The sequence below is a fragment of the Poseidonocella sp. HB161398 genome, assembly GCF_005870025.1.
GTDB lineage: Bacteria > Pseudomonadota > Alphaproteobacteria > Rhodobacterales > Rhodobacteraceae > Mangrovicoccus.
In genome coordinates this window covers 13300-30676 of record NZ_VATA01000068.1, presented here as the reverse complement: position 1 = coordinate 30676, position 17377 = coordinate 13300, and the positions used below count along the sequence as shown (strand labels likewise).

Below are 17377 nucleotides of genomic sequence, written 5' to 3'. Positions count from 1 at the left end.
CTCTCCGCCGTCCAACCCGCCTCAGCGACCCGTCCAGCGCCCCGGAGCGTCGCCGCCCCGTCGGTGAAGGGCCTTCTAGAGAAACCTCCCGACCCCCGCAACTCGATTCTCGCTCGAAAGGCAAAAAAATCTAAATGACCAAGCGGAACCCCCTGCCCCGCCCCGAAATATCGCCAGAACCAGCCCCGGCCCCCAGATACGGAAAAGCCCCGCAGCAACCGCCGCAGGGCCCTAGAATGCGGGTGGCGGGGAGGCCTACTCCGCGGCAGCGGAGAGGTCGTCCTGCCCGGTCATCCAGGCCTCGAGCGCCGTGGCCTGGGCCTTGCTGAGCCGCAGGCCGAGCTTGCCGCGCCGCCAGAGCACGTCGGCAGCATGGCGGGCATATTCGCGCTCCATCAGCCAGGCGACCTCGCGCCCTGTCAGGGTCGCGCCGAAATCGCGCCCCAGATCGGCAGCACTGGCGGCCGTGCCCAGCATCTCCGCCGCCTCGGCGCCGTAGGCGCGGACCAAGCGCAGCGCCCAGGCCTCGTCGAGGAACGGATAGCGCGCGCGCAGATCCGCGAGAAGCGCCGGCACGCCGTCGACCGGGAAGTCGCCGCCCGGAAGGGCCGCGCCCGCCGTCCAGGCCGGACCGGAGACCGGCAGGACGCTGGCGATCTTCTCCAGCGCATGCTCCGCCAGCCGCCGGTAGGTGGTGATCTTGCCGCCGAAGACATTGAGGAGCGGGGCGCCGGAGGTCTCGAGCTTCAGCGTGTAGTCGCGGGTCGCCGCCGTGGCCGAGCTGGCGCCGTCGTCATAGAGCGGCCGCACGCCGGAATAGGTCCAGACGACATCCTCGCGCTTCACCGGCGTTTCGAAATACTGCGAGGCGAAGTTGCAGAGATATTCGGCCTCCTCCTCGGTGCAGACCGGGCGGGAATCGGGATCGCCATGCTCCTGGTCCGTCGTGCCGATCAGGGTGAAATCGCCCTCGTAGGGGATCGCGAAGATGATCCGGCCGTCCTCGCCCTGGAAGAAATAGGCGCGGTCATGGCCATGCAGCTTCGGCACGACGATATGGCTGCCGCGCACGAGGCGCACGCGGTCCTGCGACTCGACCTTCAGCACGCCCCTCAAGGTCTCGCCCACCCAGGGCCCGGCGGCATTGACCAGCATCCTCGCGCTGACCTGGCGCGTCTCGCCGGTCTCGGTGTCCTCCAGCGTCGCCACCCAATGATCCGCATGGCGCTCGGCCGCGGTCAGCTTGGTGCGGGTCCAGATCTTCGCGCCCCTGGCGGCCGCGTCGCGGGCGTTCAGCGCCACCAGCCGGGAATCCTGCACCCAGCAGTCGGAATACTCGTAGGCCTTCGCGAATTTCGCCTTGAGCGGCTTGCCCGCCTCGTCGGTCGCCAGATCCACGTTGCGCGTGCCCGGCAGGATCTTCCGCCCGCCGAGATGGTCGTAGAGGAAGAGGCCGAAGCGGATCAGCCAGGCCGGGCGGCGGCCCTTCATCCAGGGCATGACCGTGGAGAGCAGCTTCGAGGTCGGCGTCTGGCTCTCGAAGCGCATGTCCTTGTGATAGGGCAGCACGAAGCGCATCGGCCAGGAGATATGGGGCATGGCGCGCAGCAGGACCTCGCGCTCGATCAGCGCCTCGCGGACCAGGCGGAACTCGAAGAATTCCAGATAGCGCAGCCCGCCATGGAAGAGCTTGGTCGAGGCCGAGGAGGTTGCCGAGGCGAGGTCGTCCATCTCCGCCAGCGCGACAGTCATGCCCCGCCCTGCCGCATCGCGGGCGATGCCGCAGCCATTGATGCCGCCGCCTATGATGAGAAGGTCGTAGTCCGGGGTCATGCGCGCGTCTCCATTGGCCCGTTGCCGTTAGGGCCGAAATGGGCCTTTCGCCCTGCTCCTGTCAATGGAGTATTTTCGTTTGTTTTCGTTTTGCGCGCTTTTCTGCGCGTTTTTTCGTTCGGCTTGCGAAACCGCACCTGCCCGCGCTAGGGTCGCACACTGCCGAAACCCGGGGAAATCCATGTCTCAGAGCTTCCGCCATCCGCAGATCCTCGAGATCGCCCGCCGCGAGGGCAAGGTCGCCGTCGAGGAGCTGGTGGCGCATTTCGGCGTGACGGCGCAGACCATCCGGCGCGACCTGAACGACCTGGCGGAGGCCGGCCAGCTGGAGCGGGTCCATGGCGGCGCGATCCTGCCCTCGGGCACCGAGAATATCGTCTATGCCGAGCGAAGCCGGCTGAACCGCGCGGCGAAGGAGGCGATCGGCCGGGCCTGCGCGGCGGCGGTGCCGCAGGATTCGTCGCTCTTCCTCAATATCGGCACCACGACCGAGGCGGTGGCGCGCCACCTGCTGTCGCATCGCGGGCTGATGGTGATGACCAACAACCTCAATGTGGCGAATATCCTGATCGGCAATCCGGAGGCGGATATCGTCGTGGCCGGCGGCAGCTTCCGGCGCAGCGACAGCGGGCTGGTCGGACCGCTGACCCAGGCCTCGGTCGAGAGCTACAAGTTCGACCTGGCGGTGATCGGCTGCTCGGCGATCGATGCCGATGGCGACCTGCTGGATTTCGACGCGCAGGAGGTGGGCGTGACCCAGACCATCCTGCGCCGCGCGCGCCGGGTCTTCCTGGTGGCCGACCATTCGAAGTTCGAGCGCACCGCGCCGGTCCGGATCGGGTCGCTGTCGCAAGTCGACCGGCTCTTTACCGACCGACCCCTGCCCCCGGTGCTGCGGGATCTGGATCTGGAGGTCGTGCTGGCCGGCTGAGGCTCAGGCGCGTTCCAGCGCGGGCTTGCCCGGCGCCGGGCGGTAGACCATCGCGTCATCGGCCTGCGACCAGCGCTCCGCCTGCGCGGCCAGCTCGGCATGGCGCGGAGATTTCGAGCAGACCGGATCAGTGGCCGCCGCATCCCCGGCCAGGGCCATCGCCTGGCAGCGGCAGCCGCCGAAATCCCGGCTCTTGCGCTCGCAGCTCGTGCAGGGCTCCTGCATCCACTCGGTGCCGCGATAGGCGTTGAAGGCCGGGCCGTCCGTCCAGATCTCCGCCAACCCATGGGTCTGCACCGACTGGAACTCCAGATGCGGGATGGTCTCGGCGGCATGGCAGGGCAGCACCCGGCCCGCGGGCGTCACGTTCAGCCCGGTCGAGCCCCAGCCGCCCATGCAGGCCTTGGGATAGGCGGAATGGTAGTCCGCCGGCACGTAGTCGATGACCAGCACGCCCTTCAGCCGCGCCCGGGCCGCGCCGACCACGGCCGTCGCCTCCGCCGCCTGCGCCCGCGTCGGCACCAGCGCCCCGCGGTTCCTCTCGGCCCAGCCGTGGACCTGCACGGTGGCGACTTCGATCCGCCGCGCGCCCATCTCCACCGCCATCTCCAGCGCGCGGGGCAGCTGGTGCATGTTGCGGCGGTGCATGACGAAGTTCAGCGTCAGCGGGAAGCCGGTGGCGCGGATGATCTCCGCCGCCGCCATCTTGCGCGCGAAACCGCCCTGGTAGCCGCCGATCTCGTCCGCCATCGCGGCATCCGTGCCCTGCAACGACAGCTGCACATGGTCGAGCCCGGCCGCCTCCAGCTCGGCCGCCCGTGCGTCGGTCAGGCCGATCCCGGAGGTGATGAGATTGGCGTAGAGCCCCGCTTCGCGCGCCGCCTTCACCAGTTCGGCCAGATCGCGCCGCGCCAGCGGCTCGCCGCCCGAAAGGTGGAGCTGCAGCACGCCGAGCGCGGCCGCCTCGCGGAACACCCTGGCCCAGGTCGCGGTGTCCAGCTCGGCCTCCCTGCGGGTGAGATCCAGAGGGTTCGAGCAGTAGGGGCAGGCCAGCGGACAGCGATGGGTCAGCTCGGCCAGCATGGCGATGGGCGGCTGGGTCATGGCGCGGCCTCCAGGATGCGGCGGTCGCAGAGGGCGCCGAGATAGTCGATGCAGTCGGACAGGATCGCCGCCGCCGGGGCCTCGTAGCGGGCCGCCAGGTCCTCCGAGATCTCGCCCAGGCTGCGGCGCCCGTCGATTTCCGTCAGGATGGCGAGCCCGATGCTGTCGAGCGACAGCGCGCGTTCCGGCGCGAGCAGGACCCAGCCGCCGCGGACCTTGTCCTCATGCAGCCGCACCCCGCGGGGCAGGACCGGGACAGAGGCGGCCGAGAGACTCATGCCGCCGCCCGCGCCAGGCCGGTTCCGGGCTGCCAGGCGCCCGGCGGGATGCGCGCGGGCGCGACATAGGCCCCCCAGAGCGCGTCGAGCTGCGACCACAGAACGTCGGTCTTGAAGACCAGCGCCGCCGCCGCCTGGTCCTGCTTCTCCGCCGTATCGGCGTGATCGAGCACCCATTGCAGCCCGAAGGCCACGTCCTTCGGCGCCTCGCTCAGGCGGTTGCGGAAGTAGGACAGGCTGGCATCATCCGCGAAAGCGTAGTTCTGCAGCAGCCCCTCGATCCGCGCCGCATGGATCGCGGGGGCGAAAAGCTCGGTCAGCGAGGCCGCCACCGCCTCCAGCAGGGTCTTGTCGCGGACGAAGCGGACATAGGCGTCGACCGCGAATTTCGTGGCCGGCAGCACGCCCTCGCAGGAGGCGACATAGTCCGGGTCGAGTCCCACCGCCGCGGCCAGTCGCAGCCAGCGGCGGATGCCGCCCTCGTTGCCTTCGCGCCCGTCATGGTCCTCGATCCGGCTGCGCCAGGCGCGGCGCAGCGCCGGATCCTCCACCCGGCTCATGAAGGCGGCATCCTTCATCGGGATGCGGCTCTGGTAGTAGTAGCGGTTGATCACCCAGGCGCGGACCTCGTCCGGCGTGCACTGGCCGCCATGCAGGCGGTGATGAAACGGATGGAGGTCGTGATAGCGCTCGGCGCCGATCTGGCGCAGCCGCGCCTCGAACTCTGCCTTGGTGTCGGTCATGCGGTCAGCTCCATGCCATCCTGGGCGATGATCCAGCCCGCACCCTCGGCTTCGGCGCGCTCCGCCGAGTCCGGGCGCAGGACCGGATTGGTGTTGTTCATGTGGACGAAGACCCGGGTGCCGATGCCGAGACCGCCGAGCTGGGCGATCGAGCCGTCGGGGCCGCTCATCGAGATATGTCCCATCCGCTGGCCGGTCTTCTGACCCAGCCCCGCGCGGATCATCTCGTCATCCTGCCAGAGCGTGCCGTCGAAGAAGACCATCTCCGCCCCCTCGATCCGCTCCGCCAGCTTCGGCGTCACCCGGGCGCAGCCGGGAATGTAGAGGATGCGCGTTCCCCCTGCGGAAAGCTCCACGCCGACGGTCTGCTCGCCTTCCAGATCGGTCCGCACCTCCGCCCCCTCCAGATAGAGCGGCACCTTCCCCGGCACGGGAAATAGCCTGGCGGTCAGGCCGGGCAGCAGCTCGAACGGCATCTCAAGCGACACCGTGCGGCGCGGCACCAGCGCGGCATCGACCGCGGCCATCATCGGATTGCCGGACAGCGCCGCCTGGATCTCCGCCGTCGCGAAGAGATCGAAGGGCTGCTTCTCGCGCAGGGTGAGGAGTCCGGCCACATGGTCGATATCGCCATTGGTGACCAGAACCGAGCGCAGCGGGGAGGTCCGCAGGTCCGTCGGCGCCAGCTGCGGCGCTCGGGCGAATTGCTGGCGCAGGTCGGGCGAGGCATTGAGCAGCGCCCAGGAACTCCCGTCCAGGCTCACGGCCACCGAGCTCTGGGTCAGGGACGGGATGGTGCCCGCCCGGGCCAGCGTGCAGTTGGGGCAGCCGCAGTTCCATTGGGGGAGGCCGCCACCGGCCGCCGCCCCCAGGATGATGGCGCGGATCGGCATCCGCGTCTTCCGCCCGGCTTACAGCCAGACGTCGCGGTCGTCGTCCTCAGCCGGGCTGTACATGTTGATTTCCATGCCGCAGGCGATTTCCTTCAGGGTCGGCTTGGTCCATGCCATGGTCGTATCTCCTCCTCGGGTTTGCCCGCTGACCATACGACAGCCGCGCGGAGTCGCGGGCCCGCGAGTTCTAAGAGGATTCTAAGAAACGCCGCGCAGCTCGAAGCCGCGGCTGCGGATGGTGACGATCTGCAGCCCGAATTCCGGCCGCTGCGCCAGCTTCTTGCGGAGATAGCCGATATAGACGTCGACCACGTTCTCGGCGCCGGGCGTGTCGCCGGTCCAGAGCCGGTCGAAGATCTCGCCGCGCGCCAGCGGGCCGCCGCGATGCTCCCACAGAAGGCGGAGCACCGCGAATTCGCGCTCGGTCAGGTCGAGCTCCGAGGTGCCGCAGCAGAGGCGGCGGCGGCCGGGATCGAGCTCGGGCCCGCCGGGCCGGGTCTCGGCCGCGCGGCTGATCTGGACATGGAGCCGTGCCGCCAGCTCGTCGAGATCGAGCGGCTTGACCACGTAGTCATCCGCCCCGGCCCGCAGCCCGGCGGCGCGGTCGGCGATCTCCGCCAGCGCGCTGAGCATCAGGACCGGCAGGTCCACCCCTGCCGCACGCAGCCCGACCACCAGATCGAGCCCGCTTTCGGCGCCGATCATCACGTCGATCACCGCGGCATCGAAGGCGTCCTCGCGCAGGCGCGCCGCCGCGGCGTCGGCGCGGGCCTCGGTGGTGACCTCGAATCCCTTCAGGCGCAGGCCGCGGGCCAGCACGGAGGCGATGTCGGGATCGTCATCGACGACCAGCACCCTGGGAGCGTCTGCGGTTCCGGCCAGCGCGGTTCCTCCCCTGCCCGCCGCAGCTCAGGCGGCCGTTCCGGCCCGCATGCCGAGCGCCCAGGCCTCCAGCGCCGCCGTCTCGGCCGGGACCGGCTCGGCGAATTCGCCGGCGAATTCCAGGAAGGCGGGCATGTTCTTCTCGGCGACGCCGACAATGACCGGCACCTCCGCCGCCAGCGCATCGCCGATCAGCGCGCGGAAGCCGCGGCCCTCGGCCTCGTGCTTGCCGAACTTGTTGACCATCAGCAGATCCGCCCCGGCCGCCATCGAGGCGCCGACCAGCCCGACCGCCTGCTCGAGCGCCCCGGCATCGAGCCGGCAGCCCGAAGAGCCCGCGCCCAGGGATTGCGATATCCGTACCAGCGGCCCGTCCGGCAGCACCCGCACATCCATGTCGCAGCCGCTGTCATCGGCCCTGTCGGTATTGTGCTGCACCACCCCAGCCAGGCGCAGCCCCTGCGCCCCGAGCCGCTCCGCCAACGCGCAGAGCAGACGGTCGCCGTCGCCCCTGCCTTCCGCCGTGACATATCCGATCCGCATCGTCGCTACTCCGTCCTGACAGGGGCCGAGGATAGACCCGTCCTGCCGCCGCCGCCAGTCTTGCCGTCCGCGACATTCGTCTGCATGCCGCGCAATCGGGGGACCTGCTTCACCAGTGCGACGGCGCTTCACCTGCGCCATGCGCTCAGCTCAGAGCAGATCTTCCATACAAGTTGTTGCGCCCGCCGTCCTGCGAGGGTAGTTTGTACTCATCGGTACATTGAGTACCAAAGAGTTTCCGACGGCTCCTCCTCCTCCCTGAGCCTAGGAAATCAGCGGCGGTCCCCTCCTCCTCCCTGGGACCGCCGCTTCTTTTTTTCTACGGACCCTCATCGCGCTCCGCGCGAAATCCCCCGCTCGACCAGGTCGATATTCGACAGATCGACCAGGCCCGGTCCGGTCAGGATCTGTCCCTCCGGCAATGTCAGTCCGAAATTCACGTGCGCATTCAGCAGAGTGACCCCCAGGACCCCCTGCAGATAGCCCTGCTGGTCGACTGCGAAGAGCTGTGATCCCGCGCGGATGCCCGCCAGGGCGGGTCCGTCGAGATTTGTCCCGCCGAACTTGACCCGCCCGGCCTTGCCCGCGCGGATGATCGCCTCGTCCACCGCGCCCGCGTCGAAATTGCCGATCGCGAAAACCCCGGTGACCTGGGGATTCGCCAGCAGATGCGCCTTGACCGCGTCCGAGACCAGGCTACGGTCGCCGAAGCTGCCCTCCTCCAGCACCAGCATCTCGCCCTGGCCGCCGTGCGCCGCCAGCCCGGCCGCCATGCCGTCGCACATCTCGCGGATATTCGCGAGCCCCGGCAGGGTGTTGATGCAGACCGCCCGGGTGAATCCGTGATCGGCGAAGTAGCGGCCCGCCGCCTCGCCATTGCCGGCATTGTCGCTGCCGATATAGGCCAGCGCGCCTAGCCGATCCGCCGCCTCCCGCCCGCCGGCATTGTAGATGACAAACGGAATGCCCGCGGCGGCGGCTTCCCGGAAAGCCGGGTCCATCACCTCGGGCTGCCAGTCCGGGGCGACCAGCCCGTCCGCGCCGCGGGCCACCGCCTCGCGGATCAGGGCGGCGGCATCGGCACCGAGATTGTCGTAGCTGTCGAGCCCCAGCCAGGTGACGGAGCCCGCCTGCGCCTCGACCATGGCGGCGGCATCTTCCGCGCCGCGGCGGACGATGGTCCAGAACGGATCATCTGGCTTGCCGCCGATCACGAAAAGATCGGCCGCCGGAAGCGGCGCCGCCCAGGACAGGGCGGCAGCGAGGGCGAGCACAGCGCGGAACGGGCCTGTCATTGCGGCAACCTCCTGGCCCAGAGGCTAGCCCGCGGAAGGTTTCCGGAAGCTGAAGCCCGCCCGGGCACATGGCGCAGCCCGGCATCGGAGGGACCGCGTCAGCCCTGCGCCAGCTTCGCCGGTTCCGGCCCGCCCCAGGCCCAGTCCAGCAGCTCGACCGTATGCACCACCGGCACGCCGCTCCGCGCGCCGATCTGGGTCATGCAGCCGATATTGCCCGCCGCGATCGCCTCCGGCTGCAGCGCCATGAGCGTCCCGGCCTTGCGGCGCCCGAGCTCGGCGGCGATCTCCGGCTGCATCAGGTTGTAGGTCCCGGCGGAGCCGCAGCACAGATGCGCATCGGCCGGGCTCGACACCTCGTATCCCGCCGCCTGCAGCAGCGTCTTCGGCGCCGCGGTCACCTTCTGGCCATGCTGCAGCGAGCAGGCGGCGTGATAGGCGATGCGCATGCCGTGCCGCTCCGGCGCGGGCAGATCGAGCGTGGCGAGGAATTCGGTGATGTCCTTCGCCTTGGCGCTGACCTCGGCCGCGGCCTCCGCCAGGGGATCGTTGCGGAAGATATGGCCGTAATCCTTGACCGTCGTGCCGCAGCCCGAGGTGTTGATGACGATCGCGTCTAGCCCCTCCATCTGCGCCATCCAGGTGCAGATATTGCGGGCGGCGAACTGCTTCGCCTCCTCCTCGCGGCCCATGTGGTGGACCAGCGCGCCGCAGCAGCCCTCGCCCTCGGGGATCACCACCTCGATGCCCAGCCGGGTCAGCAGCCGGATCGTCGCCGCGTTGATATCGGCATCGAGCGCCTTCTGCGCGCAGCCGGTCATCAGCACGACGCGGCCGCGGCGCGGGCCTGCCGCGGGGTGCACCTGCGGCTGGTCCATCGCGGAGGGAGCCGCGATCGGCGCCCTGGCCATGTCGAGCATCGCGCGCGCCCGCGCATCGGGCACCAGCCGGCGGAACGGCCGGGCCAGCTTGGCGCCGACCATCGCCCAGCGGAACCGCCCCGGATAGGGCAGGATCCGCGCCAGCGCGCCGCGCAGCAGCCGTTCGGGCCAGGGGCGCGTCCAGGTCTTCTCGATATGGGCGCGGGCATGGTCGACGAGATGCATGTAGTGCACGCCCGAGGGACAGGTCGTCATGCAGGCCAGGCAGCCGAGGCAGCGGTCGATATGCGAGACCGTCTCGGCATCGGCGGGCCGGCCCGATTCCAGCATGTCCTTGATCAGGTAGATGCGGCCGCGCGGGGAATCCAGCTCGTCGCCCAGCACCTGGTAGCTGGGACAGGTCGCCGTGCAGAAGCCGCAATGCACGCAGGCGCGCAGGATCTCGTTGGCGCGGGCAATGCCCGGCTCGCGGAGCTGGTCTTCGGTGAAATTGGTCTGCATCGCCTAGCCTTCCGGAGCAAAGAGCCCGCGCGGGTCGAATTTCTGCCTCAGCCCTGCGGCCAGCGCGGCCACCGGAGCGGGATCGGGATGGCGCGCGGGCGTGCTGCCCTGCCCGCGCAGACGCGTGGCATGGCCGCCCAGATCCGCCATTTCGGCGCGCAGGTCGGTGCCCGGCGCCGTCGCGGCCCAGAGGAGCGCGCCGCCCCAGTCGAGCTGCACCGCCGCCCCCGCCTCGCGGAGCCGCTCGGCCAGAACCGCGCCATGGCTCGCCCGCAGGCTGACGCGCCAGATGTCGCGCTCCATCGGCGCAAGCGCCGCGCCGTCGCGCAGGGCGGGCCAGGGATCCTCGTCGGCCGGGGCGAGGCCCGGGATGATCCGCGCCAGTTCGCCCGCGCGATAGGCCACCGAGTCGGCGAAGCCCTCGATCCTCAGGAGCACCCGCGCCCCGTCCCAGGCCGCCCCTGTCACCTCGTAGGGCGAGCCGAGCGCGCGGGACATCTCAGCCACCGCGCGGCCGGGCGTGTCGCAGGCAAGAGCCAGCGTCGCCACCCGCTCCGGGACCGGCAGCACCTTGAAGCTGAGCTCGGTCAGCACGCCCAGCGACCCCCGCGCGCCGGCCTGCAGCCGGGCGAGATCGTAGCCGGTGACATTCTTCATCACCCGCCCGCCATTGCGGACCCGCGTGCCCTCGCCATCGACGAAGACCGCGCCGAGGAGGAAATCGCGCGCCGCGCCCGCCTGCACCCGGCGGGGACCGGAGGCGTTGACGGCAAGCGCGCCGCCGATCGTCGGGTCGCCGGAGGTGCCCAGCACCGGACGGTGGTCCATCGGCTCGAAGGCCAGGCGCTGGTTCTTCGCCGCCAGCACGTCCTCGACCTCCGCCAGCGGCGTCCCGGCCTTCACGACCAGCGTCAGCGCGCCGGGCTCGTAGAGGACGACGCCGACGAGCCCGGCAGTGGACAGAACCGGACGGTCGGCGGCGGGGCTGCGCGTGCCGCCGCCGCGGATGGCAAAGGGGCCGTTCGCGGCGCGGATCGCCTCGGCCAGTTCGGCCTCGCATGCAGGCGCGATCACGGTCATGGCCGCCGCCCCTCGGTCACCGCCAGCGGAAAGACCTTGGCCGCGTTCAGAAGCCATTTCGGGTCGAACACGTCCTTCACCTTCAGCTGCGCCTCCAGGTCGTCCTCCGAGAACTGCACCGTCATCAGGTCGCGCTTCTCGACGCCGACCCCATGCTCGCCGGTGAGGCAGCCGCCGACCTCGACGCAGAGCTTCAGGATGTCGGCGCCCATCTGCTCGCAGAGCTCCAGGTCGCCGGGCTTGTTGGCGTCGAAGAGGATAAGCGGATGCATGTTGCCGTCGCCCGCATGGAAGACATTGGCGACGCCCAGCCCGTATTGCGCCGAGAGCTCGCCGATGCGTTCGAGCACCAGCGGCAGCTCGGTCACCGGGATGGTGCCGTCGAGGCACATGTAGTCGTTGATCTGCCCCATCGCGCCGAAGGCGGATTTCCGGCCCAGCCAGATCGCGGCGCTTTCCTCGGCCGTGGTGCTTTCGCGGATCACCTCCGGCCCGTGGCGCTCGGCGATCCCGCGGATCAGGCGGAGCTGGTGGTCGATCTCCGCCGGCGAGCCCTCGACCTCGATGATCAGCAGCGCCTCGACATCGGGATAGCCCGCATGGGCGAAGGCCTCGCAGGCGCGGATGCAGGGGCGGTCCATGAACTCGATCGCAACCGGCAGCACGCCCGCCTCGATGATGTCCGACACGCAGGCGCCCGCGACCCGCGACGAGCCGAAGCCCATCAGCACCGGCCGCGCGCCCTCGGGCTTGGGCAGGATGCGCAGGGTGGCCTCGGTGACGATGCCGAGCTGGCCCTCGGAGCCGCAGATGACCGAGAGCAGATCCAGATCGCCCGCATCCATGTGCGCGCCGCCGATCTCCACCACCGTGCCGTCCATCAGCACCATGGTCACGCCGAGCAGGTTGTTGGTCGTCACGCCGTATTTCAGGCAATGCGCGCCGCCAGAATTCATGCCGATATTGCCCGAGATCGCGCAGGCCAGCTGCGAGGACGGGTCGGGCGCGTAGAAGAAGCCGTCGGCCTCGACCGCGCCGGTCACGCTCAGGTTGGTGCGGCCGGTCTCTACGCGGATGATGCGGTCGGCATAGTCCGTCTCCAGCACCCGCGTCAGCCGGGCGACGCCGATCACAACCGCGTCGCCGGTCGGCAGCGAGCCCCCGGCCAGCGAGGTCCCTGCCCCGCGCGGCACCACCGGCACGCCCATCTCGTGGCAGATCTTCAGAGCTTCGGCGACTTCCTGGGTCGAGCGCGGCAGCGCCACGGCCAGCGGCGGGCAGCGATAGGCCGTCAGCGCGTCGCATTCATAGGCGACGAGCCCGCGCGGGTCGTCGATGACGGTACCCGCGGGCAGCGCTGCCTTCAGCCGCGCGACGATCTCGGCGCGCCGGTCCAGGATAGCCGGATTCGGGCTTGGCAATTCCATGATGTCCTCCCTCGACCATGATGTCTGCCATGGCCGCCCCGGGTCCAGCCCCTGCGGGCGGCGGCTTTTTCACGATATGGAAAGCGGCGGCCGTCCGCCCAGCCGCTGGCTGAGATCCGCGGCCGCGCGCGCGACCTTCTCGCCGGCTGCGGCAAATTTCTCCGGCACCAGCCGCGCGGAGAGCGCCGAGATGGAGATCGCGCAGGCGGCCTCTCCGCTTTCCGACCAGACCACGGCGGCGATGCATCTGAGCCCCGGCGCGTGTTCTTCGTCATCGACGGCGAAGCCCTGGCCGCGGATGCGGGCGATGTCCTCCATCGCGGTGTCGAGCCCGCGATGGGAATGCGAGGTCAGCGGGTGGAAACCGGTGCGGGCGGCGAAATCGGCGATCTGGTCGTCGGGCCAGGTGGCGAGGATCGCCTTGCCCATGCCCGAGCAGAAGGCCGGGACGCGGCCGCCGGGCGGCGAGATGGCCCGGACGATCTCGCGGCTTTCCACCTGGCTCAGCGTCACCAGATGGTCGATGTCGAGCACGCCCAGATTGGCGGTCTCGCGGGTCTCGTCGCGCAGGCGGCGCAGATAGGGCATGGCGGGCGCCACGAAATTGCGCCGCTGCACATAGGCGGCGCCGACGGCATAGGCCTCGCGCCCGACATGCCACAGCGCCTCCTCGGCGTCGAACTGGGCGAAACCCTCGGATTCCAGCGTCGTCAGCAGCCGGTGCGCGGTCGAGACCGCCAGCCCCGCCTCGCGCGCCAGGTCGCTGACCCGGTGCCCCTCGTCCGAGCGCGCCATGAGCCGCAAGAGCCCCAGCGCCCGCGTCACCGACTGGACGCCGCCGCCCTTGCCTTCCATCCCGCTCTCCTCCCGTATCGCGAAACTGCTTTCCGCATAATGGGGTGGCGGCGCGGGCCTGTCCAGTCTTAGACCGGCAGGTCGTGGAACTTCCGCGCGAAATAGGCCGCGCCGGGTTCGGTCGGATCCGAGACCACGCCGACCACTTCGCAGAAGATCACCTCATGCGTGCCGCAGAGATGGCGGTGGCTGACCCGGCAGTCGAAGGAGACCACCGCCGCCTCGAGCACCGGCGCCCCCGAGACGCCGCGGTGCCAGCCGGTCTCGGCAAAGCGCTCCGACATCGGGGTCCGGCCGCCGAAGGTCATCGCCAGGTCGCGGTGGCGCGGGCCGACGGTGTTGACGCAGACCGCCTCGTTGGCAGCGAAGGCCGGCATGGCCGAGCTCTGGCGGTTGAGGCAGACGAGCAGCGTCGGCGGATCGTCGGTCACCGAGCAGACCGCCGTCGCAGTGAAGCCCGCCCGGCCGCCCGGCCCGTCCGTCGTCACGATATTCACGGCGCCGGCCAGACGGGCCATGCCGTCGCGGAACGCCTCGCGCGTCACCAGGGCGGGCACCGCCGCCGCCGTTTCCTTGTCGCCTGTCTGCGTCATTGCCGTCCTTCCCGCGCATCTTTCCCGCCCAATGTAGCGCCCCTCGGCAGGAAAGGTCAGAGGGGAAGCCGGGAAATCCGGCAAAAATCCGCGATCTGCCTGCTGCGGTGACGCAGCCGCCGCTTGCGTCTTCTGTCTGGCGCGGCAGGGGTCTACACCGGGCGCATCACGTTCCCGCAGTTCTTCCGGAGGGTCCATGTCCGAACTGTCCCCGCTTGCCGCCGCCCTGATCGCCGCCCATGAGACCGGCACCCGCATCCAGCCCGAGGCCGGCCCGGCCAGCGCCGCCGAGGCCTTTGCCGTGCAGGCCGAGGTCTCGCGCCATTTCGGCGCGGTCGGCGGCTTCAAGGTCGGGCAGAAGCCGGGCGCCGACCCGATCATGGCGCCGATCCGCGCCGACAAGGTGCTGGCCTCGGGCGGCGCCGTGAAGGTCGCCGACAAGATGGCGATCGAGCTGGAGGTCGGCTTCGAGATCCTCTCGCCCCTGCCCGCGGGCGCCACGCCGGCGGAGCTGGCCAAGCATGTCCGCCCGCTGCCGGCGATCGAGCTGGTCGACACCCGCCTTGCCGGGCCCTTGGCCGGCGACCCGCTGGCCAAGCTCGCCGACAACCAGATCAATGGCGGGCTGGTGCTGGGCAAGCCGCTGACCGGCTGGGACGGCAGCGATTTCGGCAAGCTCACCGCCAAGCTGACCGCGGGCGAGGAGACCGTGCTCGACGGCGAGACCGAAGTGCCCTTCGGCTCGGCGCTGACCACGCTGTCGGTCCTGGCGGATTTCATCGGCACGCATTGCGGCGGGCTGCAGCCCGGGCAGGTCGTCATCACCGGCACGCTCTGCGGCATCCCCTATTTCCCGGCCGGAACCGAGATCCGCGGCAGCATCGAGGGGCTGGGCGAGGTCAACGTCAGCCTGCTCTGATCCCCATGACCGCCGCCGCCCCGACCCGCCCGCTTGCCCGCTTCGCCGCAGGTGCCATTGCCGCGCCGCAGGAGATCCGGGACCATCTGGCACTGCATCTGCTCGACACGCTGGCCTGCGCGGCCGGCGGTGCCGGGCTGGAGATCGCCCGCGCGGCGCGGCGCCATGCGCAGGCGATGGGCGGCAGCGGCCCGGCCGGGCTGATCGGCGGCGGCGGCACGAGCCCGATGATGGCCGCCTTCGCCAATGCGCTGGCCGCCAATGCGCTCGATTTCGACGACGGGTTCGAGCACGAGGGCAAGGGGATGGGCCATCCCGGCGCCACCATGGCCGCGGCCGCGCTAGCGGCGGCGTCGAAGCGGCCGGTGCCGGGCCCCGAATTCCTCGACGCGCTGATCGCCGCGACCGAGGTCAACAACCGGCTGATCCTGTCGCTGCAGCCCACGCCCGAACGCTTCCGCGAGGTTTACGGCATCGGCCAGCACCAGGCGATCGGCGCGGCGGTGGCCTATGGCCGGCTTTCCGGGCTCGACGCGGCGGCGATGGAGAATGCCATCGGCCTGGCCGCGATGCTGGTGCCCGTGCCGAGCCTGCACAAGTACAACTGGACGGCGCGCCCGATCGCCAGCTTCAAGGATTTCGTCGCCCCCGCCGCGCAGGCCGGGGTGCAGGCGGTGGAGCTGTCGCTCGCGGGCTTCACCGGCGCGGCCGAGGTCCTCGACGGCCCGCAGGGGTTCTGGCGGATGGTGGGCTCCGACCGCTTCGAGCCGGCGCTGCTGACCGGCGGGCTGGGCGCGCAGTGGTATTCCGGCCAGGGCGCCTTCAAGACCTATCCCGCCTGCCGCTGGATCGCGCCCGCGCTCGAGGCCGCGGAGACGGTTCTGGCCGGGACCGTTCCGGAGGAGATCGGCACGCTGACGATCCGCTCCTTCGCCGATGTGGCGGCCAAGATGGGGGTCTGCGATCCCCTGAACGCGATTGACGCGCAATTCGCCCTGCCCCACCTGATCGCCTGCCTTGCCCATGGGCTGCCCGCCGGGCCCGCCTGGATGGACGATGCCGCGCTGGCCGATCCGCGGCTCCGGGCGACCGCACGGAAAGTCGTGCTGGAGACCGATGCCGCAGCCGATGCCGCCATGACCGGCCGGGGGCGGCGGCCCTCGGCGACGGCGGAGCTGGTCCTGGCGGACGGGCGGCGGCTGTCCCATCACGTGCCTGCGCCCAAGGGCGGCGCTCTGCGCCCGGTCAGCGAGACGGAGGTGCTGCGGAAGGCCGCCGGGCTGCTGGATGCGGCGGGCCTGCCGGAGGGCGTGCTGGAGGCGCTGCAGGGGCTGGCTCAGGCCGGGGACGTCGCCGCCGCCTGCGCGCCGCTTTTCGCCGATCTCAGCTGAAGCGGAGCGGCGCGTAGGGGGCCATGTCGATCCCGGGATCGCCCCCGGTGACCAGCTCGGCGACCACCTCGCCGGTCTTCGGCGCCATCATCAGCCCGTGATGCGAATGGCCGAAGGCGGCATAGAGCCCCGGCTGGCCGGGAAGCCCGCCGAGCGCGGGCAGGCTGTCGGGCAGCGTCGGGCGGCGGCCCATCCAGACCTTGGCCGGACCCTCTGCCACGTCCGGGCAGATGCCGCGGGCGAGCTTGCGGAAGACCGCCTCCCGCGCCGGGTCGGGCGCCGCGTCGATATCGCCGAACTCCGCCGTGCCCGCGACGCGCATGCCGCCCTCCATGGAGCTCGCCACTACGGTGGCCTCGACATCGGTGAAGGAGTTGTTGAGCGTCACGCCCGGATCGGAGATCTCGATATGGTAGCCGCGCTCGGCCATCAGCGGCAGGCGCAGGCCCAAGGGCGCCAGCAGCGCGCGCGACCAGGCGCCCGCGGCCATGACGACGCTCTCCGCCTCATGCGCGCCCGCGGAGGTGGTGACGGTCCAGGTCCCGCCCTCGCGGGAGAGGCCGGTGACCTCGGCCCGCTCCACGATGCCGCCGAGCGCCGCGACGCGCTCCGCCAGGACGCTGCCGATCCGCCCCGGGGAGAGCGCCCTGCCCTGCCCCTTGATCAGGATCGCCGCCTTGAAGTCCTTCGACACCGCCGGTTCCACCGCCTGCAGCCCCTGCGAGCCGACCAGCTCCAGCTCGGCGCCGTGCTCGGCGCGGACCTTGAAGCCGAGCGCGTCGAGGCTCGCCTTGTCCGGATTGCGGAAGGCGTGGATGTAGTAGCTGTCGGCGATCAGCCCGCCCTGGCCCGCGGCCTCCAGATAGCGGCGGTAGAGCTCGATCGAGGGCGCGCAGAGGGCGCGCATCGCCGCGGCGCTTTCCCGGAACTTCGCCTCTGTGCCGTTGGCGAGGAACCTGAGCCCCCAGGGCGCCATGCGCGGCCAGAATCCGGGCCGGACGCGCAGGGGCTTGCGCGGATCGGCCAGCATCCCCGGCAGGGCCTTCCAGAGGCCGGGCGAGGAATGCGGCGTGATCGAGAAGGGCGAGATCACCCCGGCATTGCCGTAGGACGTGGCCTGGCCCGGCGCGTCGCGGTCGATCAGCCGGACCTTGCGCCCCCGCTCGATGAGCGAGAGCGCCGTGCAGATGCCGACCACGCCGGCGCCGATGATGACCGTCTCGCCCAT

General features: G+C 70.7%; 18 protein-coding genes. 3 read left to right on the top strand and 15 right to left on the bottom strand.

The window, feature by feature from the left end:
• Positions 1-255: 255 nt before the first annotated feature.
• Positions 256-1833 (bottom strand): glycerol-3-phosphate dehydrogenase, encoded by a 1578-nt coding sequence (gene glpD, locus FGX59_RS30540; protein ID WP_138471504.1) that lies wholly within the window; start codon positions 1831-1833, stop codon positions 256-258.
• A 181-nt stretch (positions 1834-2014) separates the two neighbouring features.
• Here glpD and FGX59_RS30535 point away from each other — a divergent pair, with 181 nt between their 5' ends.
• A complete protein-coding gene (locus FGX59_RS30535) occupies positions 2015-2764 on the top strand; it encodes a DeoR/GlpR family DNA-binding transcription regulator (RefSeq protein WP_138471502.1) in 750 nt (249 codons plus the stop codon).
• A gap of 3 nt (positions 2765-2767) precedes the next feature.
• Here the strand turns inward: FGX59_RS30535 and pqqE are convergent, their stop codons facing one another.
• The 13 genes from pqqE to FGX59_RS30470 all read right to left on the bottom strand — a co-directional run bounded on the left by pqqE (position 2768) and on the right by FGX59_RS30470 (position 13839).
• Positions 2768-3868 carry a pyrroloquinoline quinone biosynthesis protein PqqE gene (gene pqqE, locus FGX59_RS30530; protein WP_138471500.1) on the bottom strand — a complete coding sequence of 367 codons (1101 nt, stop codon included), beginning with the start codon at positions 3866-3868 and terminating at the stop codon, positions 2768-2770.
• A complete protein-coding gene (pqqD, locus tag FGX59_RS30525; protein WP_138471498.1) occupies positions 3865-4146 on the bottom strand; it encodes a pyrroloquinoline quinone biosynthesis peptide chaperone PqqD in 282 nt (93 codons plus the stop codon). The genes pqqE and pqqD overlap by 4 nt, the downstream gene beginning before the upstream one ends.
• Positions 4143-4889 carry a pyrroloquinoline-quinone synthase PqqC gene (pqqC, locus tag FGX59_RS30520; RefSeq protein WP_138471496.1) on the bottom strand — a complete coding sequence of 249 codons (747 nt, stop codon included), beginning with the start codon at positions 4887-4889 and terminating at the stop codon, positions 4143-4145. The genes pqqD and pqqC overlap by 4 nt, the downstream gene beginning before the upstream one ends.
• On the bottom strand, positions 4886-5782 hold the full coding sequence (pqqB, locus tag FGX59_RS30515) for a pyrroloquinoline quinone biosynthesis protein PqqB (RefSeq protein WP_138471494.1): 897 nt from the start codon (positions 5780-5782) through the stop codon (positions 4886-4888). Before pqqB ends, pqqC begins: the two co-directional genes overlap by 4 nt.
• An 18-nt stretch (positions 5783-5800) precedes the next feature.
• Positions 5801-5899, bottom strand: a complete 99-nt coding sequence (gene pqqA / locus FGX59_RS30510; RefSeq protein WP_138471492.1) for a pyrroloquinoline quinone precursor peptide PqqA — start codon at positions 5897-5899, stop codon at positions 5801-5803.
• A gap of 81 nt (positions 5900-5980) precedes the next feature.
• Positions 5981-6637 carry a response regulator transcription factor gene (locus FGX59_RS30505; RefSeq protein WP_240722806.1) on the bottom strand — a complete coding sequence of 219 codons (657 nt, stop codon included), beginning with the start codon at positions 6635-6637 and terminating at the stop codon, positions 5981-5983.
• Between the two features lie 54 nt (positions 6638-6691).
• Entirely contained in the window at positions 6692-7207 is a 516-nt protein-coding gene (locus FGX59_RS30500) for a DUF2478 domain-containing protein (protein ID WP_138471488.1), read from the bottom strand.
• 329 nt (positions 7208-7536) lie between these two features.
• Positions 7537-8502: a substrate-binding domain-containing protein gene (locus FGX59_RS30495; protein WP_138471486.1), complete on the bottom strand. Its 966-nt coding sequence runs from the start codon at positions 8500-8502 to the stop codon at positions 7537-7539.
• A gap of 98 nt (positions 8503-8600) precedes the next feature.
• On the bottom strand, positions 8601-9884 hold the full coding sequence (glcF, locus tag FGX59_RS30490) for a glycolate oxidase subunit GlcF (protein ID WP_138471484.1): 1284 nt from the start codon (positions 9882-9884) through the stop codon (positions 8601-8603).
• 3 nt (positions 9885-9887) lie between these two features.
• Entirely contained in the window at positions 9888-10955 is a 1068-nt protein-coding gene (locus FGX59_RS30485) for an FAD-binding protein (protein ID WP_138471506.1), read from the bottom strand.
• A gap of 5 nt (positions 10956-10960) precedes the next feature.
• Positions 10961-12391 carry an FAD-linked oxidase C-terminal domain-containing protein gene (locus FGX59_RS30480; protein ID WP_138471482.1) on the bottom strand — a complete coding sequence of 477 codons (1431 nt, stop codon included), beginning with the start codon at positions 12389-12391 and terminating at the stop codon, positions 10961-10963.
• 69 nt (positions 12392-12460) lie between these two features.
• Positions 12461-13246, bottom strand: coding sequence for an IclR family transcriptional regulator (locus FGX59_RS30475; RefSeq protein WP_138471480.1), 786 nt, complete (start codon positions 13244-13246; stop codon positions 12461-12463).
• A gap of 68 nt (positions 13247-13314) precedes the next feature.
• Positions 13315-13839: a flavin reductase gene (locus FGX59_RS30470; RefSeq protein WP_138471478.1), complete on the bottom strand. Its 525-nt coding sequence runs from the start codon at positions 13837-13839 to the stop codon at positions 13315-13317.
• Positions 13840-14035: 196 nt separating this feature from the next.
• Between FGX59_RS30470 and FGX59_RS30465 the strand changes: the two genes are divergently transcribed.
• Both FGX59_RS30465 and FGX59_RS30460 read left to right on the top strand, forming a co-directional pair.
• On the top strand, positions 14036-14758 hold the full coding sequence (locus FGX59_RS30465; protein WP_138471476.1) for a fumarylacetoacetate hydrolase family protein: 723 nt from the start codon (positions 14036-14038) through the stop codon (positions 14756-14758).
• A gap of 5 nt (positions 14759-14763) precedes the next feature.
• Entirely contained in the window at positions 14764-16149 is a 1386-nt protein-coding gene (locus tag FGX59_RS30460; protein WP_138471474.1) for an MmgE/PrpD family protein, read from the top strand.
• Here the strand turns inward: FGX59_RS30460 and FGX59_RS30455 are convergent.
• Complete coding sequence (locus tag FGX59_RS30455) at positions 16142-17377, bottom strand: FAD-binding oxidoreductase (RefSeq protein ID WP_138471472.1); 1236 nt, start codon at positions 17375-17377, stop codon at positions 16142-16144. The two genes, FGX59_RS30460 and FGX59_RS30455, sit on opposite strands and share 8 nt — an antisense overlap.